Source organism: Psychrobacillus insolitus (genome assembly GCF_003254155.1).
Lineage (GTDB): Bacteria > Bacillota > Bacilli > Bacillales_A > Planococcaceae > Psychrobacillus > Psychrobacillus insolitus.
In genome coordinates this window covers 404865-427455 of the sequence record NZ_QKZI01000001.1, presented here as the reverse complement: position 1 = coordinate 427455, position 22591 = coordinate 404865, and the positions used below count along the sequence as shown (strand labels likewise).

23 protein-coding genes and 1 other annotated feature are annotated in these 22591 nt (G+C 37.1%); of the genes, 5 read left to right on the top strand and 18 right to left on the bottom strand.

Annotated features, from left to right (window positions below; all coding sequences use genetic code 11):
* Positions 1–9: 9 nt before the first annotated feature.
* The 5 genes from C7437_RS17105 to C7437_RS02045 form a co-directional block, all read right to left on the bottom strand.
* Positions 10–408, bottom strand: a complete 399-nt coding sequence (locus C7437_RS17105) for a hypothetical protein (RefSeq protein WP_245909181.1) — start codon at positions 406–408, stop codon at positions 10–12.
* A 168-nt stretch (positions 409–576) separates the two neighbouring features.
* Positions 577–876: a DUF1292 domain-containing protein gene (locus C7437_RS02060; protein WP_111437983.1), complete on the bottom strand. Its 300-nt coding sequence runs from the start codon at positions 874–876 to the stop codon at positions 577–579.
* Positions 877–1147: 271 nt separating this feature from the next.
* On the bottom strand, positions 1148–2335 hold the full coding sequence (locus C7437_RS02055) for an ATP-binding protein (protein WP_245909223.1): 1188 nt from the start codon (positions 2333–2335) through the stop codon (positions 1148–1150).
* A 215-nt stretch (positions 2336–2550) separates the two neighbouring features.
* Positions 2551–3303, bottom strand: a complete 753-nt coding sequence (locus tag C7437_RS02050) for an SDR family NAD(P)-dependent oxidoreductase (RefSeq protein WP_111437981.1) — start codon at positions 3301–3303, stop codon at positions 2551–2553.
* The gene (locus C7437_RS02045) at positions 3290–4234 is read right to left on the bottom strand and encodes an MBL fold metallo-hydrolase (RefSeq protein ID WP_111437980.1); all 945 of its coding nucleotides are present in this window, start codon (positions 4232–4234) and stop codon (positions 3290–3292) included. Before C7437_RS02045 ends, C7437_RS02050 begins: the two co-directional genes overlap by 14 nt.
* Positions 4235–4355: 121 nt before the next feature.
* Positions 4356–4569: a binding site (T-box leader), on the top strand.
* 48 nt (positions 4570–4617) lie between these two features.
* Here C7437_RS02045 and proC point away from each other — a divergent pair.
* Entirely contained in the window at positions 4618–5445 is an 828-nt protein-coding gene (gene proC, locus C7437_RS02040; RefSeq protein WP_111437979.1) for a pyrroline-5-carboxylate reductase, read from the top strand.
* A 67-nt stretch (positions 5446–5512) separates the two neighbouring features.
* On the opposite strand, the gene rnz is transcribed toward proC, so the two are convergent.
* Positions 5513–6454, bottom strand: coding sequence for a ribonuclease Z (gene rnz / locus C7437_RS02035; protein ID WP_111438962.1), 942 nt, complete (start codon positions 6452–6454; stop codon positions 5513–5515).
* A gap of 150 nt (positions 6455–6604) precedes the next feature.
* Between rnz and C7437_RS02030 the strand changes: the two genes are divergently transcribed.
* Together C7437_RS02030 and C7437_RS16825 are read left to right on the top strand one after the other, a co-directional pair.
* Positions 6605–7162, top strand: coding sequence for a VTT domain-containing protein (locus C7437_RS02030; RefSeq protein WP_245909180.1), 558 nt, complete (start codon positions 6605–6607; stop codon positions 7160–7162).
* Between the two features lie 92 nt (positions 7163–7254).
* Positions 7255–7398: a hypothetical protein gene (locus tag C7437_RS16825; RefSeq protein WP_170122291.1), complete on the top strand. Its 144-nt coding sequence runs from the start codon at positions 7255–7257 to the stop codon at positions 7396–7398.
* A gap of 391 nt (positions 7399–7789) precedes the next feature.
* On the opposite strand, the gene ahpF is transcribed toward C7437_RS16825, so the two are convergent.
* The 7 genes from ahpF to mce all read right to left on the bottom strand — a co-directional run bounded on the left by ahpF (position 7790) and on the right by mce (position 15127).
* Positions 7790–9322 carry an alkyl hydroperoxide reductase subunit F gene (ahpF, locus tag C7437_RS02025; protein ID WP_111437977.1) on the bottom strand — a complete coding sequence of 511 codons (1533 nt, stop codon included), beginning with the start codon at positions 9320–9322 and terminating at the stop codon, positions 7790–7792.
* Positions 9323–9337: 15 nt separating this feature from the next.
* On the bottom strand, positions 9338–9901 hold the full coding sequence (ahpC, locus tag C7437_RS02020; protein WP_111437976.1) for an alkyl hydroperoxide reductase subunit C: 564 nt from the start codon (positions 9899–9901) through the stop codon (positions 9338–9340).
* A 175-nt stretch (positions 9902–10076) separates the two neighbouring features.
* Entirely contained in the window at positions 10077–11318 is a 1242-nt protein-coding gene (locus tag C7437_RS02015; protein WP_111437975.1) for a DNA polymerase IV, read from the bottom strand.
* 116 nt (positions 11319–11434) lie between these two features.
* On the bottom strand, positions 11435–11917 hold the full coding sequence (locus C7437_RS02010; protein WP_111437974.1) for a chemotaxis protein CheW: 483 nt from the start codon (positions 11915–11917) through the stop codon (positions 11435–11437).
* 21 nt (positions 11918–11938) lie between these two features.
* Positions 11939–13051, bottom strand: a complete 1113-nt coding sequence (locus C7437_RS02005; RefSeq protein WP_111437973.1) for a M20/M25/M40 family metallo-hydrolase — start codon at positions 13049–13051, stop codon at positions 11939–11941.
* A gap of 113 nt (positions 13052–13164) precedes the next feature.
* Entirely contained in the window at positions 13165–14712 is a 1548-nt protein-coding gene (locus C7437_RS02000) for an acyl-CoA carboxylase subunit beta (RefSeq protein WP_111437972.1), read from the bottom strand.
* Positions 14713–14716: 4 nt separating this feature from the next.
* Complete coding sequence (gene mce, locus C7437_RS01995) at positions 14717–15127, bottom strand: methylmalonyl-CoA epimerase (RefSeq protein ID WP_111437971.1); 411 nt, start codon at positions 15125–15127, stop codon at positions 14717–14719.
* Between the two features lie 124 nt (positions 15128–15251).
* Here mce and prli42 point away from each other — a divergent pair, with 124 nt between their 5' ends.
* Complete coding sequence (gene prli42 / locus C7437_RS16820; protein WP_170122290.1) at positions 15252–15347, top strand: stressosome-associated protein Prli42; 96 nt, start codon at positions 15252–15254, stop codon at positions 15345–15347.
* Positions 15348–15546: 199 nt separating this feature from the next.
* Here prli42 and C7437_RS01990 read toward each other — a convergent pair whose 3' ends face one another.
* The 5 genes from C7437_RS01990 to C7437_RS01970 form a co-directional block, all read right to left on the bottom strand.
* Positions 15547–15987: a BrxA/BrxB family bacilliredoxin gene (locus C7437_RS01990; protein WP_111437970.1), complete on the bottom strand. Its 441-nt coding sequence runs from the start codon at positions 15985–15987 to the stop codon at positions 15547–15549.
* A gap of 39 nt (positions 15988–16026) precedes the next feature.
* Complete coding sequence (gene meaB / locus C7437_RS01985; protein ID WP_245909179.1) at positions 16027–17124, bottom strand: methylmalonyl Co-A mutase-associated GTPase MeaB; 1098 nt, start codon at positions 17122–17124, stop codon at positions 16027–16029.
* Positions 17124–19283 carry a methylmalonyl-CoA mutase gene (gene scpA / locus C7437_RS01980; RefSeq protein WP_111437969.1) on the bottom strand — a complete coding sequence of 720 codons (2160 nt, stop codon included), beginning with the start codon at positions 19281–19283 and terminating at the stop codon, positions 17124–17126. The genes meaB and scpA overlap by 1 nt, the downstream gene beginning before the upstream one ends.
* Complete coding sequence (locus C7437_RS01975) at positions 19270–20919, bottom strand: methylmalonyl-CoA mutase family protein (protein WP_111437968.1); 1650 nt, start codon at positions 20917–20919, stop codon at positions 19270–19272. The genes scpA and C7437_RS01975 overlap by 14 nt, the downstream gene beginning before the upstream one ends.
* Positions 20920–21130: 211 nt before the next feature.
* The gene (locus C7437_RS01970; protein WP_111437967.1) at positions 21131–21433 is read right to left on the bottom strand and encodes a TetR-like C-terminal domain-containing protein; all 303 of its coding nucleotides are present in this window, start codon (positions 21431–21433) and stop codon (positions 21131–21133) included.
* A gap of 1 nt (position 21434) precedes the next feature.
* On the opposite strand from C7437_RS01970, the gene C7437_RS01965 reads away from it, so the two are divergent.
* Positions 21435–22133 (top strand): SDR family NAD(P)-dependent oxidoreductase, encoded by a 699-nt coding sequence (locus C7437_RS01965; RefSeq protein WP_111437966.1) that lies wholly within the window; start codon positions 21435–21437, stop codon positions 22131–22133.
* Positions 22134–22591 lie beyond the last annotated feature (458 nt).

The window sequence follows — 22591 nt, the reverse complement described above, 5'->3', positions numbered from 1 at the left end:
TGCGTTCAATTACCGAGGGTGAATCGGCCATTTACCTAGCTCTGATCTAATTGGTCTTGGAGTCGCCGCATTCCAAAATAATGATCTACCCCCAAGTGCATAAACCATTCTGGCTCCAGAAAATTGAGGCAAGCGTTCACCTACTGCTGTTGAATTTCCTGGAAGAAGTTCATCTCTTGCAGTATTTACATTCTGCGTGGGAATGTTAAGTGAATGGGAATGAAATAACTTATCTCCCATTTCCAGAATTCCAATTTTTTTTGCCCCTTGATTTTTCCACAGTTCACAAAGCCTCTGTAAAGTTGCACCACCACCAGGGCCAGTTCCCACAATGAGGACGTCATAATTTGTCCCAGACATTTCTTCCAGTGTTTTTGTTGGAATCCAATTATTCTTATATTTCACCACAGTAGAAGTGCACTCTCCTCTTCATTTAACATCCTTTTAAGATATGCAGTACTGTTTGTACTATATGATAAGTTGTCTCGATTAATTTGACAAACCAATCAAAATAAGAGCGTCAAGCCTATTGATCCTGGCTTGACGCTCTTATAATTGATTTTCTTATTTCTAAAATTAACGTTTCTTTCCTCTTTTTTTCGAACGAATATTTTTCTCCAGCTTATGAAACGCAGCTGATACCTTTTCAAATTCATCTTCACTTTCAATCATGGATAGTTCTTCCTCATTGTTAACTTGTAAAAAGAAAATATCGATATCTTTTTCCGACTCTTCTTGAATGTCTACTATGAAACAAACAGCAGCGTAGACAGTTTCTTCAACAGTTAACAAACCCAACACTTTCATTTCTTGTTCTTGATCATTTTCATCTAGCACCGAAAATATTTTACCAACTTCAATTTTATTCTCTGTCATGACATTATTCCCCTAACATAATTTCTTTTAACTAACCTTATTTTCATTATCCCCATTTTTTAAAGAATGAGCCAGCGCACTTTAAGAGAAAGTATATAAAATTTCGGCATAAAAACTGTATAGCTCCTGCGCCTGTGCTCCTGCGCGAAGCTCGTCGCAGAAGAGCGTTGCACCTCGGGGTCAAATGTGAAATCGCTGTGGTGGCTGAGGAGCTGCCTCCTCGCGATTCCCCATTTGCCTGTCGGGGCAGTGATAGGCGCTTTCGCTTTTCTTAAGTCGGGATAGTAATAGTAAATATGGTTCCCTTGCTTTTTTTACTTTGCACTTCTACTTCACCTTTTAACTTACTTATCGTTCCATATACCATCATCATACCGAGTCCAGTTCCTTCTGTTTTAGTAGAATAAAAAGGCTTTCCTAATTGAAGAATCTCTTGTTTTGTCATCCCAATTCCTTCATCTTCCACACGAATAACCATGTTCTGACCTTGCTCAAATACATGAATAGAAAGAATGCCCCCTTCTTCCTTCATCGATTCTATCGCGTTTTTCAGTAGATTAATCAAACATTGCTTCATCTGGTTTTGATCATATTTTCTTTTTAATGAATTAGAAAATTGATAAGTAATGTCTACATTATTGAATCTTGCAAAAGGCGTTAATATGTTTTTGACATATTCCATGTCTTCCTTTAAATCAGCGTAAACCATATGTATAGATTGCGGTTTAGCAAACGCTAAATAATCATTTAAAATAGTTTCTGCTCGAACTAATTCCTTTAATGAATAGTCTATATACACCTGATCCTTTTGAGTGATGGTTTTGGACACACTTAATAACTGTAAAAATCCCTTTGTTACAGTCAAAGGATTTCTGATTTCATGCGAAACACTCGCTGAAAGTTCGCTCATAACATGCAATTTTTCCGTATGGAAGTAAAGTTCTCTTTTTTTGATATTAGAATTAATTTTTTCAATCATAGTTAAAGTGATTGCCATCGTAAGTCCAGAAGTACTCAGATAATAAAATGCAACTGTCCAATATTCTTTGTTCAGTACTTCAAAATAAGATCTCAATGCAATGAGGTAAACTATAACATTCATAAGGGATATTACGGTACCAAAAATAATTCTATTAAATTTATTGTAACTGAGAAATTTAGTACTTAGCATGGGCAGTACGATTAAAAATGATGTTGACCAAATGAATGATTGGATTAATCCCTCACCGCCGATTATTAATCGGTATATGTTTAATAGAACGTAAAGCGGAAAAACTCCTTTATACCCGCCATATAGAGCTGCAATAATGAATGGCACATATCTTAGATCAACAATAAAGCCAACTTCCAATTTAATTGGATAAATCATACATAAAACCATTGAAATACAGATAGAAATGTAGATCAAAAAAAGATGCGATTTTTTATTGTAGTCACTGAAAAAAATTACAAATAACACAATTGGAAAAATTAAAAATAGGATATTAATCAATAAACTTTCGAGCAACTGAATTACACCCCATCTTTTTTTACATAATATCGGAAATTTTATGTTCTTTTTCTTTAGATCAACTAAAAATTCACAATGGTAAAATTATACCACAGAAGAATCTTTTCCAAAAAAAAATGTAAAAAATATTTTTTGGATATATCTATTTTTTATCTTAATACTAACTATTTCTTCATAAAAAAACCTTTCCCAAGCGTTTCAACCATCTTCGGAAAAACTGCATACAACTTACTTGTGATACTCATATATGACGGAAGATCGACTTCGCGAACTGGATGTTTGATTGCTTTCATAATAGCTGTAACTACATCAATTGGTTGTAATAAATACTTACTCATTTTTTCACGATAAGATCCAGATTGGTCTGCAAGATCTAGAAATGGCGTGTCAATTGGACCTGGATTGATTGTTGTCACTTGAATACCATGCTGTTTTAGTTCCATTCGTACAGCATTGGCGAACCCAATGATTGCATGTTTAGATGCTGCATAAACAGATGCTTTTGGAGTTGCGACCTTTCCTGCTTGAGAAGCAACAAAAATGAGGTGCCCGCTCCCTCTTTGTTTCATTTTCGGCGCGAAATATTTAGTTAACTTCATTGGTGCTAGTACATTTACATCTAGCATTTGCACCATTTCTTGTTCCTCTAGTTCAGTCACATAAGCAAAAGTTCCAACCCCAGCACAAAATACTACTGTGTCTGGTATATCCATTACACCAAATAATTTCTCCAGGGGCTGATCAATTGTCAGATCTGCTTGTATCGTATGTATGCCCATCTCGGATAATTTTTGAAGAACAGTTGCATTCCGCCCTGTTGCCCAAACTTCGTGTCCATCCGCATATAATTTTTCGGCAAGCAAAAGCCCGACGCCACTAGTAGCGCCGGTAATAAGAATCCTTTTATGCTTGCTCATATAACAAAATCCCTTTGTCATCTCGTTGTTCCTTAATCAAACCTTCATCCATCAAATAATCAACCTGGCCAATTGTTTCTGAGAGGGTTAATCCTAGTTCTTTTTCGTATACCTTTGGAAAAAGCTCTGTTGTTAGTTCAAAGATTGTTTTTTCTCCATCTTTCATCATATCCAATACTTTGTAAGCACGTTCTTTTTGTCTTTCCAAACGGCCAGTGATTAGCTCTTTTACTCCGTATACTTCATTACCATGCCCACTGTAAATCTTTGCAACAGGCAATGATGCAATCCGTTTTAAGCTAGCATTATATTGTAACATCGACTTTGCTCGAGGTGCTTCACGGTCTGATGGTGGCTCAATTAAAGGATTAGAAGAGATTTTTTCAAGTACTGTATCTCCACCTATTAATATGCCGTCCCTTTCAGACCAAAATACTAAATGACTTTGTGCATGGCCAAGTGACTCTAATACTGTGAATTCAGGATGTCCAGGAAGTACATCTCCTTCAGTTAAAAAAGTATCAATTGGTTTACTACCCATCATATGAAGTGGTCGTTTCATTTTTTCTACCCAAGGAAGATACTGTTCTGGAACCCCTTCCTCGATCAGGTTTTTCATATAAAAATCATCGTGATACTGTAGAAAGTCTTCATCTCTAGTTAACCATGCTTGGTTGTATACATGCCCTAATAATGTAGCATGTTCAAATGCATCGACCCATCCCGCGTGATCTGGGTGATGATGCGTTAATAACACTTGCTCGATATCTGATAGTTCATAACCTGCTGCTCTTATCCCTGCTTTAATCGCTACTAATGCTTCCTCTGTTTTAGGCCCTGCATCTACTAGCGTCAGTGCATCTCCCTTTATTAAATAAGAATTAACGTCTCCCACAGCAAATGGTGTCGGTATAATAATTTTCTGAATCATCCATTACATCCCCTTTATATGAATCACTATTCATTCTATTGTACCGTTTTTTCTTCATACCGTCACTACGTTGACGTTGACTTTTTTAAGAAACACTACTATAATTTCAGTAATTCAGTATATATAAGCCAAGATAAAGATTAGTACATGTATGATGGAGTTTAGAGAGTGAAATAACCCGCTGCAAATTTCACCTCCCGCTCATACGTCGAACCTACTTTGGAGCTACTATGGAAACATGGTCGTGCCTTCGCGATAAGAAGGATCAAGTTGTGTCGGATAAATTTTCGGCAAATTTAGGTGGTACCGCGGAAACATGCGTTTTCGTCCTTATTATATAAGGACGAAAACGCATGTTTTTATTTCAATAGGAGGTTTTTATCATGTCCAAAATCGTATTTGTAGGTGCAGGTGCAATGGCTGAAGCTATCATAAATGGTTTAACAAAAGAAGAGAAAGTTTCACCTGAGCTAATTCATGTGATGAATAGATCAAATATGGAACAACTAGAACATTTAAAACGTACATATAACGTACAGATTGTATGTAAAGAAAAGAAAGCACTAAAGGAAGCAGATATTATCTTTTTGGCGATTAAACCAAAAGATGCTGTAGATGTATGTAAAGATATTGCTCCCCTCATCCATAAAAATGCCATGATTATTTCCGTTATGGCTGGTGTTTCCATTGATACGATTGCAGAACATTTGGGAGCGCGTCCAATCGCTCGAGCAATGCCAAATACTTCCGCTGCAGTAGGATTAAGTGCAACAGGCGTTAGTTGGAATGAACTTATTTCTGAAGATGCAAAACTTGAAATTACTAGTATTTTAGAAGGAATCGGAACAGTAAAAGCAGTGGAAGAAGATGATTTACACATAGTAACTGCTCTAGCTGGGAGCGGTCCAGCGTATTTGTATTATTTTGCAGAACAATTTGAAGCAGCAGCTATTAAACATGGTTTAGCACAAGCAGATGCTCGTCAATTATTCATCCAAACAATGGAAGGTGCAGCACAAATGCTGAAAAAGGGCGATGTTGAACCTAGTGAACTTCGTAGAAAAGTAACAAGTCCAGGGGGAACAACTGAAGCCGGAGTAGAGCAACTAATCCAACATCATGTGAACGATGCCATTTTCGCTTGCATAGACGCAGCGCAAAATAAATCACGCGAACTTGGGAAACAATACGAAGAAGTAAAGTGCGACTAACAGAACTCATAACAAAATTTTCTTTAGAGAATAATGGGATATCCTTATAATGGATATCCCATATTTTCTAATTAATCTGTTTTAACACACCATTCGTCCAATCAAATTCCGAAAAATCATCCGCAACGTACACTGGAAAATCGAAATGAGCTACTTGATGTACCATCTCTTTAATATGAGATGGTAAAAATCTAGCACTTATATGATTGACAATTAAATGTTTAGCTCCTGCTTGTTCGCAAACAGTTGCTGCATCTATAATTGTTGAATGCCCATATTGACGAGCAAGCTCTGCAGTGGTTTGGTCAAATGTTGCTTCATGCACGACAATATCTGCTCCTAGACTTAGCTTAATAGAGTTCTCACAAAAACGTGTATCTCCTAAAATCGTTACTTGGAATCCATTTTTTTGCTCACCAGTCACTTCTTCACTTGTCACGATACGCCCATCTTCTAATTCCACATCATGACCTTCTTTTAATTGTTTCAATAAAGGCCCTCTAGGAACTCCTAGAGCATCTGTTTTTTCAATAAGTAGCTCTTTAGGAAGTGGTTTTTGAGTTACTTTGTAGCCAAAGCAAGGAATAACATGTTCTAACAATTTCGCTTCTACAATGAACTCATTGTCCTCGAAAATGATTCCATCTTCTATTTCAATTACTGTTAACGGATATTGTAAATAGGTACTCGATGTGGAAAGTGTTAGATCAATCCATGCTTTTATTCCTTTAGGTCCATATATCGTGAGTGGTTCTCCTCCACCTAAAAATGAACGGGAACTTAACAAGCCTGGTATTCCATATATATGATCACCATGTAAATGAGTTAAGAAGAGCTTTTCCAGTTTTCGTGGTTTTAATGTTGTATGCAGAATTTGATGTTGAGTTGCTTCTCCGCAATCGAACATCCAAAAAGTTCCACGTTCATCGAGTAATTTTAAAGCAGTAGCTGTCGTATTTCTTTGCTTCGACGGCATCCCTGCACCTGTCCCTAAAAATTGTATTTGCATCATTTCACCTTTTTTCATTTAATAAGTCATTGCTAAAGCTAGACCTCTCTTGCTACTATTTATATAAATATACTTTACATATTAACAAACATTTTAGCAAATGCCGTTAATCTTCCATAAAAAAAGCAAACGATTGGGGCTATATATCCTGTGAATGAATCGATACAATTTATACCTGTACTCAGTACAGCAAGTGAATTTATTTTATTACTCCTATTAAACTTAGCAATCGGTGCAATTGGTTTTATACCAAGTTTTTTTATCACAGCACTTAACATTGATTCTTTAGGTTTACTATTAGGGTCCATTCTTACATTCACAGGAGAAATTCTTGGTGCGCTGATTGGATTTCACCTATATCGCTTTGGCTTCTCTAAAATCCGTCCTGAATGGCTCAATCATTCTATTTTTATAAAGATTAAAAATAGTTCTCCTATCCATGTATTTGCACTGATTATTTTACTGAGAATTATTCCTTTTGTTCCATCCGGTATAGTAACCGCGGGGGCAACTTTTACTTCCATTAGTGGAGGGCGTTTTATGATTGCAAGTTCTATCGGTAAAATTCCAGCAGTTATTCTTGAGGTAGCCATAGTATTTGGTGTCCTCCAAAAATTTCCAACAAATTTTTTGTATGGTTTTTTAGTCTTATTTATACTAGTATCTATCCTCTTTTGGATTAAAAAGAAAATGAAAACGAAGAGTTAAAGTTCATTCATCGTCTAAACTATAAATTTCTATAAAAATGATTAAAGATTGATACAAATGGTTAGGATAAGCTTATCAAGGAGGAATGATCAATGGAAGACAGCATAACGATGAAGAGAAAAACATATGTCAGAGAATTTACTGCTGAAGATATTATTGAAGCATTTGAAGAACTAAGTTTTGTGGAGCGTTTGAAGTTTTTGAATTATATTAAAGATACTTTTGAGGATAATTAATGTGGAGCCCTAATATCTTAGAGCTCCTTTTTACATAGAAGTTGCTGGTTCGCTTTGAACTAAGCCCATGTAACAAGACAAACGAGAAGTGATCTATTAAAAAATGCAAAAACCATAAAAGAGCAAAAGTTACATACGACATATTTTAAAATAAGTGCATATATATGAGAAAAGTCCCGATATGCACTTATTTAAAGTTATGTCGTATAGTCATTTTGCTCAATTTTACATATCGTGCTACTAATTGATAGGTTCTTATATTCGTGGTCATACACTAGCAACAACAGTCGAAAAAACCTTCTAATCATAATGATCAGAAGGTTTTTTTTCGATATACAATAGTTCTACTATAATTGACTGAGTCGTTACACAAATAGTTGAAAGTCTATTTCTAATTTCGAATCAGATAATCAAATGAGCTTAATGCTGCAGTTGCACCAGTTCCCATAGAAATTATGATTTGGTTAAACGCACTATCTGTACAATCACCGGCAGCAAATACACCAGGGATTGAAGTAGCTCCACGTTTATCAACGATAATTTCACCAATCTTATTGCGTTCAAGCGTTCCATCTAACCAATCAGTGTTTGGAACTAGTCCGATTTGGACAAACACACCAGCTAATTCGACATGCTGTTCTTCGCCTGTCTCTCTATTTACAAAAGTGATACCATTTACTTTGTCAGTACCAGTGATTTCTGTTGTTTGAGCGTTTGTATAAACAGTGACATTCGGAAGACTGTATAAACGTTTTTGTAGGACATCATCAGCTCTTAACTCTGTGCCAAATTCAATAACTGTTACATGATTTACAATCCCAGCAAGGTCAATCGCCGCCTCAATACCTGAGTTACCTCCACCGATTACCGCAACGTCTTTCCCTTCAAATAACGGACCATCACAGTGTGGACAATAAGCAACACCTTTATTTTTGAACTCTTGCTCACCAGGAACATTTATATTACGCCAACGTGCACCAGTTGAAATGATTACGGCTTTACTCTTAAGAATAGCACCATTTTCTAATTCAACCTCGATCAGCTCTTTCTTCTCTAAACGTTTGGCAAGCTGTAGATTCATAACATCGATGTTGTATTCTTTCACATGCTCTTCAAGAGCTTGAGCAAGTTTAGGACCTTCTGTAGATTTCACACTGATAAAGTTTTCAATTGTAAGCGTGTCTAAGATTTGGCCACCAAAGCGTTCAGCTACAATTCCTGTACGAATACCCTTACGTGCTGAATAGATGGCTGCACTCGATCCAGCTGGACCTCCACCTATAACAAGTACATCATAAGGATCTTTTCCAGAAAGCTCTTCTACGTTTGGACCAGTACCTAATTTGGATAGAATTTCTTCAATTGTCATTCGACCATTTCCAAATGACTTGCCATTCAGGTAAACAGCTGGTACCGCTAGTATATCTTTGCTCTCTACTTCTTCTTTGAATGCTGCACCATCAATCATTGTGTGTGTAATATTAGGGTTAAGTACACTCATGATATTAAGGGCTTGAACTACATCAGGACAGTTGTGGCAAGTTAAGCTAACATAAGTCTCAAAGTGATATTCACCAACGATATTTTTAATTTGATTGATGATACTTTGATCAACTTTGGGAGCTCGTCCACTCACTTGAAGTAGTGCTAAAACCAAAGAAGTAAATTCATGTCCAAGTGGAACACCAGCAAAAGTAACTGATGCATCTACTTCGTCAACACGATTGATACTAAAGCTTGGTGTTCTTGGTAGTTTTAATTTCTTTACTGTAATTTTAGATGAAAGGGACGCTAGCTCATCTACTAGAGCTAGCATTTCATCTGAAACTTTGTCAGAACCTAGACTTACTTTAAGTACGATATCACTTTCAAGCAGTTGAAGGTACTGCGTTAATTGTAATTTAATATCTGCATCAAGTGCCATTTAATATCGCTCTCCTTAAATTTTACCTACAAGGTCAAGGCTTGGCTTAAGTGTTTCGCTACCTTCTTGCCATTTAGCTGGGCAAACTTCACCTGGATTGTTGCGAACATATTGTGCTGCTTTAATTTTGTTGATAAGAATACTAGCATCGCGACCAATACCGTCTGCATTAATTTCGATTGCTTGAATCACACCATCAGGGTCAATGATGAAAGTACCACGATCAGCAGCACCCTCTTCTTCAATAAACACCTCGAAGTTGCGAGAAAGAACGTGCGCTGGGTCACCGATCATCGTATAAGTAATTTTACCAATAGCTTCTGATGAATCGTGCCATGCTTTATGTGTAAAATGAGAGTCTCTTGAAGCTGAGAATACTTCAACACCTAAATCTTGTAGTGTTGCATATTGATCTTGAAGATCTTCCAGTTCAGTTGGACAAACAAAAGTAAAATCGGCTGGATAGAAGCAAATTACACTCCATTGACCTCTAAAATCTTGATCTGTTACTTCAATAAATTCACCGTTTCTGAATGCTTGGCCTGTAAATGGTAGTACTTCTTTTCCTATCAATGACATAATAAAATTCCTCCATAAAATTAGTTTATAATAATAATTTTCCAATGTTAATTGTTGCCTAAATGTCGAATGATGTCAACGGAAGCGCCTTTGTATTTTGCAAAAAACTAAAATATTTACGTCATTTAGATGAACAAGCTAAATTTGAACCTCTGAATCGAGTTGATATATACTTTTACTCTTTGTGATCATCCAAAAAATCTTTACTTAAGCTTGAGTTTGCAAGGTAATTTGAAGATTTTGGTATATCAATACCTCTCTGGATTGCTCCTTTACCAAACTTCTTCTCCATTTTATCAATGAGTGCGATGATTGGTTCTTCTTTTACATATTCCTCGAAGTTAAACATCGACAATTGTTTCGTTGTTTCTTTTTTATCCATGACATTTGAAACAGTCACACCGAGTAAACGTACTGGGGACTCATCCCAATGTTTTTGGAATAGTAACCAAGCAATGTCGAAAATCTCTTCTTTTGACTGAACTGAATTTGATATCGTCTTACTGCGCGTTTGATTGTGCCAATCTGCATCTCGAATGTGTACAATTACCGTCGTACCTGCAAGACGCTTTGCAAGTAATCGTTCCGCAACTTTTGTTGACAGTTTCTCAATTGTTTGTCGTAGTGTTTGTAGATCACTTATATCCTTAGGTAATGTAGTTGAATTACCAACACTTTTCGTATCATAAATTGAATTTGGATCGACTTCTCGATTATCCACTCCATTTGCACGTTGATGTAGCCTTTCACCATTCTTGCCTAATACTGAACGAATTTTATGTTCATCGGCATGTGCCAAATCGCCAATCGTTTTTATGTTTAGTGAATATAGTTTGTCAGCTGTACTTGAACCAATTCCATGCATGTCAATTACATCAAGTTGCCACAAAATTTTCGGAACATCACGCTTTCTCAGCACAGTAATTCCCATTGGTTTCTTCATGTCAGATGCAGTTTTTGCCAAAAATTTATTGGGGGCAACACCTATAGAACACGGCAATGAAAGCTCGCTCCAAATACGATCTTGTATTTCATGCGCAATAGTTAATGCATGTTTATTTTCAGTTAGTTTGGTAATTTCTAAATACCCTTCGTCTATCGATACAGGTTCAAGTAAAGTTGTAAATTCTCTAAGTAAATTAAAAAATCGTTTTGATGAATCGCGATAGCGTTCAAAATTCGGTGGTAAGATAACAAGTTCTGGACATCTTCTTTTTGCCTCACCAACGTTCATCGTTGTTTTAATGCCTAATGCTCTCGCCTCATATGAACATGTAATAATGATACCTCGCCGTTCTAATGGATTTCCTGCAATAGCTATAGCCTTCCCTCTTAGATCGGGATTATATACTTGTTCAACTGAAGCATAGAAACTATTTAAATCGATGTGCAAAATAATTCTTCCTTTACGTTGCATGCTTACTCACCTCTTTCTATTTCCGGTATTTTGATACAGTAATTTTTGAGTATTATAGTTACTGATCAAGTACATTAAGTAGTATTATCTTCACTATGGAAAAAAGGCAGCTAAATTTAGCTACCTTCCTCCTCTTTTTTTATGGATTCTAAATAAGATTGAATATCTTTAATACCTTCTAAAGAATGAACTAATATAGACGGGTCTACTAATGTTATCATACGATTTTCTAAATTTGCAACGCCTATAAAATATTTTGTTTTACTATAATTAACTAATCCAATTTGTATAAGATCATCCGTTGAAATATCCAGTATTTCCTTTGCATCTTTCACTAGTAGACCTATAGACATTTCCTGTGTAAGCATAGTAATTACACGAGCTTGTTCGCTAGCTCTTCCACTCCTACTATATAGAATTTCTTCAAAATCCATAATAGGAACCAGCGCTCCTCGTATTTTCATAAGCCCAATTAAATAATTAGGTAAATGAGGAATCAGATTGACATGTTCTAACTTTTCTATTGAAACCACGTGTTCAATCGACACAGCATACTCTTCATTTCCGCATTCAAACACTACCACTTTTATACTAGACAAACTAGACACCTCCTGTAAGAATTATTCCGCTGCAACTTGAACGATTTCGACAAGTAAATCAACAAGCTTTTCTAATTCTAAAACAGGTATGCGCTCTTTAGTTGTATGAATTTCTTCATAGCCAACAGATAGGATAACTGTTGGTACTCCAGCTCCAGCAAATACATTGGCATCACTGCCTCCACCACTTTTTTTAATCTCTGGAGTTCTTCCAATACGTTCTACTGCACGTTTTGCCACTTGAACGACTGGATGACTTTCTTCAAATTGGAATCCAGGGTACATTAATTGTGTTTCGGTTTTAGCACTTCCCCCGAAACCAACTGCTGTTTCCTCAAATACTTGTACCATATGGGCAACTTGGGCATCAAGTTTTTCTTTATTAATCGAGCGTGCTTCTGCCAAAATATGCACTTCGTCACACACAATATTTGTTGCTTGTCCACCTTCAAAACGACCGATATTCGCCGTTGTTTCCGAGTCGATACGCCCTAACTTCATAGCAGAAATCGATTTGGAAGCAAGTGTAATAGCAGAAACCCCTTTTTCAGGTGATACTCCAGCATGGGCAGTTTTCCCAGTAATCGTCGTCCAGAGTTTAGCTTGGAAAGGTGCAGCGGTAACGATACCACCAACCGGTCCATCACTATCAATTGCATATCCATACTTGGCAGTTAGTAAAGTAGGATCCATTTCTTTCGCTCCAACTAAACCACTTTCTTCTCCAGCAGTAATGATTACTTGAATATCACCATGCTCAATCTTTTGCTCATTTAAGCGGCGGATCGCTTCAAATAGAGCTGCGATCCCTGCTTTATCATCTGCACCAAGAATTGTTGTCCCATCCGAATAAATATAGCCGTCTTCTTTTATGATAGGTTGTATACCTTTACCTGGAGCTACAGTATCCATATGGACAGTAAAGTAAATCGCATCAACATCTGCTTTTGAACCTTTTAATGTAGCAATTAGATTGCCTGCTCCATGTCCCGTTCTAGCTGCAGAGTCATCTTGCATAACAGAAAAGCCAAGCTGCTCCAATTTACTAGTTAGAATTGGAGCAATTACTTGCTCATGCTTGGTCTCCGAGTCTATTTTTACTAATTCTATAAATTCTTCAACTAAACGACTCATGTATTAAGAGACTCCTTTTTTACAAGACAAGAAAGCATAATAACTTTTCTACAAAGTAACTGTCTAGCTATAGCGCCTTGCCCCGAGGGGCAAGGCGCTATAGCTTTTCTTTTTTACAGTGGAATATTACCATGTTTCTTATTCGGTCTTGTTTCTTTTTTGTTGCGCATCATATCTAAAGCTTGAATTAACTTAATACGTGTTTCTCGAGGATCGATGACATCATCTACCATTCCCATAGAAGCTGCTACATAAGGATTCGCAAACTTTTCACGATATTCTTCAATTTTTTCTGCACGAACTGCTTCCGGATCTGCACTGTTTGCAATTTCGCGAGCAAAAATAATATTTGCTGCCCCATTAGGTCCCATAACTGCAATTTCTGCATTTGGCCAAGAGAATACAACATCTGCACCAATTGATTTAGAATTCAGTGCTACATATGCACCACCGTAAGCCTTACGTAAAATAACGGTCATTTTTGGTACAGTTGCTTCTGAGTATGCATATAAAATTTTGGCACCATGACGAATGATTCCACCATGCTCTTGTTTAATCCCAGGGAAGAATCCAGTTACATCCTCAAACGTAATAAGTGGAATGTTAAAAGAATCACAGAAACGGATGAAGCGAGCTGCTTTATCAGATGAGTCAATGTCCAGTCCACCAGCCATTACTTTTGGTTGGTTACAAATTAGCCCAACAACTTCCCCTTTAATACGTGCTAAACCAATAACAATATTTCTTGCAAATTCTTTTTGAACTTCTAAGAAAGAATCTGTATCTACAACTTGTTCAATTACTTTACGAATATCGTATGGACGAATCGCTTCAAACGGCACAACATCTGCTAATTCTGGACGATAATCATCATCATTCGATACTTCTGCAATTGCTGGTTTTTCTTCAAAGTTTTGTGGCAGATAACTAAGTAGTAAACGAACATTTTCTAATACTTCTTTTTCCGTTTTACCACGGAAATGTGCATTACCACTAATCGTATTATGTACTTTTGAACCACCTAAATCTTCTGCAGAGATTTTTTCCCCTGTTACTGTTTCAATTACTTTTGGTCCAGTTATGAACATTTGGCTTGTCTCATCCGTCATGAAGACAAAATCTGTAATTGCTGGTGAGTATACTGCTCCACCTGCACAAGGCCCTAAAATAACTGAAATTTGAGGAATTACTCCTGAATAAATGGCATTTCTGTAAAAGATTTGTCCGTATCCATCTAACGAAACAACACCTTCTTGAATACGTGCTCCACCTGAATCATTCAAACCAATGAAAGGAGCTCCATTTTTAGCCGCTAAATCCATTACATTTGCAATTTTCATCGCATGCATTTCACCAAGTGCTCCACCGAACACTGTAAAATCTTGTGAGAATAAATAGATTGGACGACCATTTACTTTTCCGTAACCAGTCACAACTCCGTCTCCAGGTCCCTCTTGCTTGTCCATTCCAAAATCTACTGTACGATGTTGGACAAATGGATTCAATTCCATAAATGTACCTTCGTCTACAAGTAACTCAATGCGTTCGCGTGCCGTAAGCTTTCCTTTTTCATGCTGCTTTTCAATACGAGCATCTCCACCACCAAGTTCAATTTTTCGTTTGCGATCATATAGGTCGTTAATTTTTTCATAAATATCCATGTGATTACTTCACTCTCCCTGTTTTATCAACTAACTCATACAATACTCCACCAGATGCTTTTGGATGTATAAATGCAACCTGTGCACCGTGTGCCCCTGCCTTGGGTGTTTCTTGAATGAGACGTATGCCTTTTTCTTTTAGTTCGTTTAAACGTTCTTGAATATTAGAAACACCGAAAGCTACATGATGTATGCCTTCCCCTTTTTTCTCTATAAATGTATGGATTGCACTTGTTTCACTTAATGGTTCAAGTAATTCTAGTGTCACATTGCCACTATCAACGAAAGCAACACGTACTTGCTCAGATTGAACATCTTCAATATGTAATAGTTTTAACCCTAACGTTTCCGTATAGTAAGGAAGTGAATCCTCTATGTTTCTAACTGCAATCCCAATATGGTCAACCTTTTCCATTTTCTGAACACTCCTCTTTTTTTGACTATACACTCTATTGTACATTTTTCTGAAAAGATTTTCTACTACTTGAGAAATTTTTCGTTTTTGTTAAAATAGAAGTAATAGTTAAAGGAGAGATTTCATGGGCAATAAAAAATTCCGTAAAGTTATCGTTTATTTAATGATTTTCGCAATGATAATGTCATCATTATTATTTGGACTAAGTTTTATCTTATAGACACTAAGAAAAACGAAGGCGCCTATCCCTGCGTAAGGCAGCAATTCCCCATTTGACCACGAGACGAGGGGCGACGAGCTTTGCGCAGGAGCAAGGCTGCTGCTTGTGCTAGACGTTACTTGTAGAAAAGTTATATACTTTCTTATTTTAAAAAAACAGCGAATGCATTTAATTGCGTTCGCTGTTTTTTTATATTAGATTAAATTTCTTCACAATGTTCTTCAAACAAAGCTTGGATGTGTGTAATTACCGATGTTGGTGAGTGACCTTCAATTTCGTGACGGCCTACTTCAGCAACCATTTGTCCATCTTTTAATAACACAAATGAAGGTGAAGATGGTAAATGCTCATCCCCAAAAATATTACGTGCTTGTTGCGTTGCTAACTTATCTTGACCTGCAAAGACAGTTACTAAATGATCAGGGCGTTTATCATAATGAACTGCATTAGCTGCTGCTGGACGAGCAATTCCTCCTGCACAACCACATACAGAGTTCACCATTACAAGTGTAGTACCTGAACGAGCAAATGCCGACTCAACTTCTTCAGGTGTTGTTAACTGCTCATACCCACTCGCATCCATTTCTCCACGAGCTTGTATAATCATATCATTCATCAATAAATTAAAATCCATATTCATTGTTAAAACTCCTTTCCAAACTAGCTTTATCTTAGCAGACTATTCCTTAGAATTCGAGGAAAATAACTCCTCTACCGCTTGAGAAACCGTAACTTTTTCTTGTCTCACCATTTGCTCTAAATTTGCCATTGTTTCTTTCTTATCAATGGAAGAAAAAAAGTCTTCATACAAACGATCGACAATCATTGTTTTAAACCAAGAAACCGTTTGTTCTTTTCTACGATTTTGCCAAACATGGTTTGCTTGCATGTCATGTTGAAACGTTTGCACTGTTTTCCATACTGTATCTAATCCTGTTTTGTAAAGCGATGAAACAGCCAAAGCTGGGGTAGTCCAGTTAGGGGTCGCAGGCGCTAAAAAATGCAGAATTTGTTTATATTCAGCAACAGTCTTTTTGGCTAGTTTTTCATTAGTACCATCTGCTTTGTTGACAACAAGGGCATCAGCTAGCTCCATGATCCCTTTTTTCATCCCTTGTAACTCATCTCCAGCACCGGTTAAAGCTAGCAACAAAAAGAAATCAACCATTCCTCGAACAATTGTCTCACTTTGCCCTACACCTACTGTTTCTACAAGGATTACATCATAACCACCAGCTTCACATAAAAGCAGTGTTTCACGAGACTTTTTGTGTACTCCTCCGAGGGTTCCAGCAGCAGGAGAAGGGCGTATAAAAGCATTTGGATGCCTTGCGAGCTCCTCCATTCGTGTTTTATCCCCTAAAATACTTCCGCCTGTAATGGAAGAACTAGGATCAATTGCGAGAACTGCCACTTTGAAGCCCTCATCGCCAAGCATTTTGCCAAAAGCCTCAATAAACGTACTTTTTCCAGCACCTGGAACTCCGGTAATGCCGATTCGTATACTGTTTCCTGTGAATGGAAGCAAGCGTTTGAGTAGACTTTGCCCAATTTGCTGTTGATCACTTACCGTACTTTCGATAAACGTAATTGCTTTTGCTAAATGTAACCTAGAACCATTTCGAATTCCTTGTACATATGCCTCTTCATCAATCGTAAGCGGCTTTTTTTTGGTAAATTTCTTTACTGCAGAAGTATGTCCCATTCCGTCATGCTGCGATTTGACTCCACTCATGACATGCATCGACGTTTGTTTTGATTTATCCGTTTCTGCCATTAAGCTTCCACTTCCTCATAACCCAAACGTTTATAAATTTCTTCAATTACTTTTTGCGCAGCAACTGGAATGACTGTTCCTGGTCCGAAGATAGCAGAAGCTCCATTTTCACGTAAGAAAGTATAATCTTGTGCAGGTATTACTCCACCCACAACTATCAATATATCTTCACGACCAAGTTTAGCTAGTTCTTCACGTAATGTAGGAACTAACGTCATATGACCAGCCGCAAGTGAACTAACGCCAACAACATGAACATCATTTTCAACAGCTTGCTGAGCAGTTTCTGCTGGTGTTTGGAATAGTGGACTAATGTCTACGTCAAATCCTAGATCAGCAAATGCAGTTGCAATAACTTTTGCTCCACGGTCATGACCATCTTGACCCATTTTTGCAATTAAAATACGAGGGCGTCTTCCTTCGTTTGAAAGGAAATCATCAGACATTTTTTTCACTGCATCTATTTCTTCAGCATCGTTAAAGTTTGCACTATATACTCCACTCACAGAACGAATCACCGCCTTATGTCTTCCAGCCACAACTTCAATTGCGTCAGAAATTTCACCGATTGTTGCACGTTTTCTAGCTGCATCGACTGCAACAGTTAGAAGATTTTCATTGCCAGTACGAGCCGCTTCTGTTAATGCTGATAGCGCTTCTTGGACAGCATTTTCATCACGATTTTCTTTTACTTGTGCAAGGCGTTCCATTTGTTTTTGACGAACGACTGTATTGTCGATATTTAAAATATCTATAGCATCCTCTGTTTCCAAACGGTATTTGTTCACACCGATAATAATTTCTGTTGAAGAGTCAATTTGTGCTTGTTTTTTTGCAGCCGCTTCTTCGATTTTCATCTTCGGTAAGCCTGTTTCAATCGCTTTTGCCATACCACCAAGTTCTTCGATTTCTTCGATAAGTGCCCATGCCTTTTCTGTCAACTCATTCGTTAGCGTTTCTACATAATATGAACCGCCCCATGGATCAATAACTTTTGTCATGTTCGTTTCTTCTTGTAAGAACAATTGTGTGTTACGTGCAATACGTGCAGAGAAATCCGTTGGTAGTGCAATTGCTTCGTCCAGTGCGTTGGTATGAAGCGACTGTGTATGTCCCATCGCAGCAGCGTTTGCTTCTACTAATGTTCTCGTCACGTTATTGAATGGATCTTGTTCTGTTAAACTCCATCCAGATGTTTGAGAATGTGTTCGTAGTGCCAATGTTTTTGGATTTTTTGGATCAAAGCTAGTCATCATTTGCGCCCAAATCCTACGAGCAGCACGCATTTTAGCAATTTCCATAAAATAGTTCATGCCAATTGCCCAGAAGAATGAAAGTCTCGGTGCAAATGAATCAATTTCAATTCCTGCAGCTAAACCAGTACGCACATATTCAAGTCCGTCTGCTAGTGTATAGGCAAGTTCAATATCCGCAGTAGCTCCTGCTTCTTGCATATGATAGCCTGAAATGGAGATTGAATTAAATTTAGGCATATATTTTGCTGTATAAGCAAAAATGTCCGCAATAATTTTCATCGACATTTCCGGATTGTAAATGTATGTGTTACGAACCATATATTCTTTCAAAATATCATTTTGAATCGTCCCAGCAAGCTTCTCTGGAGTCACTCCTTGCTCTTCAGCAGTTACGATATAAAATGCTAAAATTGGCAAAACTGCTCCGTTCATCGTCATGGAAACAGACATTTGGTCTAGAGGAATGCCATTGAATAGAATCTTCATATCTTCTACAGAGTCAATAGCTACTCCCGCTTTCCCTACATCTCCAGTTACGCGTTCATGATCCGAGTCATATCCACGATGTGTCGCAAGGTCAAACGCAACAGATAAACCTTTTTGACCCATTGCAAGGTTTCTTCTATAAAAAGCGTTACTTTCTTCCGCAGTAGAGAATCCTGCATATTGGCGTACTGTCCATGGTTTTGAAACGTACATTGTCGGATAGGGTCCTCGTGTATTTGGAGCAATCCCAGGTAAGTCTTTCAAGTGTGGTACTTGGCTACGGTCAGATTCGTCATAGACTGTTTTTAACTCAATTCCTTCATTGGTTAAAAAGGAAGATGTTTGTTCCTGTGCATTTTCACTTACTTTTTCTATTAACTTGTCAATCGATACCGCTGAATAATTAGGCGTTGTCATGAGAAACCTCCCCTTGTGCAAGTGCTAGTAATTCTTTTCCTTTTTCTAGTAGAGATTGACCAGCGAAAATCTGTCCTGAAAGTCCAGCTTCTAACCAATCTTCATATTCGTCAAACTTCCCTGCTACGTCCATTGGGACAGTCAATCTTTCATTTAACAATGCTGGAACTAATCCAGCAGTTTGTTCATCATTACCAACAAACACAATATAATCTATTTTTTGTTCCGTGATCCATTGTTGAAGATCTATAGGTTTTAAATTTTCAGGTGCTACTACTGGAGAAATACCTAAAGCAATTAAATATCCACTAACAAAGTCCATACGTGCTTTATATTCTTTCAAAACACCATAAGGAATAATCGCGATGTTTAAAGGAGTCACTTTAAACGCTTTGCGTAGTTGCTCAAATGGTTCTGCTAATCGTTTATAATCAGTTAACATAATTTCTGCATCTACCACATCTTCTGGATTTGCATAATTATTTGTTCCAATTAAAGACTTCTTGCGTTTCGAAAGTGCCTCTATTTGTTGCTCCCATTTATCCTCCACGCGATTTTGAAACTTGATCATTCTCGCTTGAAGAGTTTCTTCTTTTATCATCTCTAAGAAAAATGCCCATGCTTTTTCCACAAGTTCTTTTGTTAGTGTTTCTAGATAGTAAGATCCACCAGATACATCTACTATTCGATTGATGTGTGTTTCTTCTTTTAAAACTAACTGCATATTACGGGCAATACGAGTTGAGGTTGGATTTGCACCTGTTAATATGTCATGCGGATATGTTGTAACGCTATTTGCTCCACCTAAAATTGCAGCAAGAGCGCTGTTACCGGCTCTAAGAATATTTACAGTTGAATCAAGCGCAGAAAATGATCGTAGTGATGTTTCTGCATGAACGGGAATGGCAGAAATTTCTACGTTTCCATGGGCTTCTCCAAATGCTTGCCAAAGTACGCGGAATGCACGAATTTTAGCAATTTCCATAAAGAAGTTACTATCCACAGAGAATTGTACGAATGCTTTTGCAGCAACTTGATCGATACTTGTTTTTGCAGCTAATTCATCTGCTTGTATAAGAATACTAACAAGTTCGCTTACTGCATCTCCACCTGCTTTATGTATGGAAGATCCATCTAAGAAATACGTACGTGCTTCTGTATTTACGTTTATATCTGCACCTATCACACAACCTTTTATTTCAGGTAAACTGTGTAAAAATGAAGGATTGGTAGTTATATTCAAATAAACTGGATGTTCTTTTGCTAAAGTTACAAGTTCTTCTATTTGAGAAGCACTCCATTTATGGCCTTCTTCTACTGTGTAATGGATCACATCATTGCCTTTTGCGAGAGAATCTTTTAGCTCTGCCAAAACCTCTGCACTAGTTGTCCCAGTGGTTGGTTGAGATACTAACCAATTCGCATTATTTTTGGCTTGTCTAATTATTGACGTTTGCGTTTCAGGTATGTACTTCGAATCTGCAAGTGAATAAAGAGGTTTCAAAATAATATCTTCTAAAGTTTTAGTTGAAAGTGATTCTAGTGATTTTCCTTTTAGGGACTTTATAGCAGCTTGTTCCCACTCGGTAAGCGTTGCCTCTTTAAATGTTGTTTCTTTCATTTCTTGTATTGTCATATAAACGCTTTCGCTTCCCCCTTTGTAAAATTTTGCTTTCGTACTTATTTTACATTACTACAGTGCTAGAAGAAAGTGGAATTTTCATATTACTCACATACGTATGGCCAAAAGGCATACATTTTGAACAAATAACCAATATAAGCAAAGAATAATCATACAATTCAGTAGAAATTTATTTAAAACTATCAATTTAATATTGTTGATTCCATTATTTCACGTAAAATAATGGAGTAGAGATTAACATTAATTCCACAACTTGTTGAGACATGAATTTTGAAGACTCTTGAAAATCATCTTCAATCCAGCGAATAATCATTCCTGCCAATCCATGTGAGCGATATATATATAACCATTTAATATCAAGTATTTTTGAATCTAAGACATATTCATATTCAGTTAAAAATAGTTGTTCGATCGATTTTGCCATTTGATAACAAAAATCGACTTGAATTCGTTGACTAAGGAGTAATTTATACAAAGTTGCATGTTCTATAAAATATTCAAAAAGCATAATGTCATCAAGCTTTAATTCCTTTAAATTTACTTTAGTAAACTGTTTAAATGAAGAAAAAGGAAATAAAGTAGTTGCTGAAATTGAAGCCGCTGGAGGAACTGCTTATTTTGTAAAAGTGGATGTTTCCAAATCTGAATTTGTCCAAAAGATGGTACAAGATACTGTTGAAAAATACGGTCGTCTTGACATTGCAGTTAATAACGCTGCGCTAACACCTGATGATAAGCCTTCTGCAGAGTTCGATGAAGATTATTGGGATAGACTGATGTCTGTTGATCTTAAAGGTGCTGCTTTATGTATGAAATATGAACTCCAACAAATGATTAAACAAGGTGAAGGCGGATCTATTATTAACATTTCATCGATAAGTGGTTTCCGACCTCAACCAAATAACATTGCTTATGTTGCTGCTAGACATGGCGTTGTTGGCATGACAAAAGTTGCTGCATTAGAATATGGTCCTCAAAATATTCGTGTAAACTCAGTTGCACCAGGAGCTATTGATACATCAATGTTACGTGGAGCTTTAGAACAATTTGGATTAGATGAAGAAAGCTATGCACCACAATTAAGCTTATTAAATCGTTTTGGTAAGGCAGATGAAGTTGCTCAAGCTACTCTATGGTTAGCTTCTGACCAATCTTCATACGTTACTGGTACTACAATTCACGCAGATGCAGGTTATATATCACGTTAATAATATTAAAAGGTTGTACAATATATGACGTTGGTGAAATAAAATCCCCTTCTCGATCAAATAGAGAAAGGGATGGGATTTCACTAATGTCATTTTTTTATCAATATCTCTGAAATTAATAAATACTAATCCACGCTGATTTTCGTTCCGAGCGGACGCTTTCCGTGGGGCGTGCGGTGAGCCTCCTCGTCGCGAAAACCGCGCTCCTGTGGGGTCTCACCTGTCACGCTAATCCCACTGGAGTCGCCACTCGGAACGAAAATCAGCAAAGTGAATATTGGAAACATAAATTCAAAAAGATTTAGAAAACAAGTGAGATTCCCCGTAGAATAAAAGTCGACCAAAACCATCATCTTGGAGGGAACTCACTTGTTACATTCTCATAGTATTAAATCTTTACTAGATATTCAAGACCCAACCATTCCTTTTGAAGAAAACTCCATAAAAAAAGACTGTAA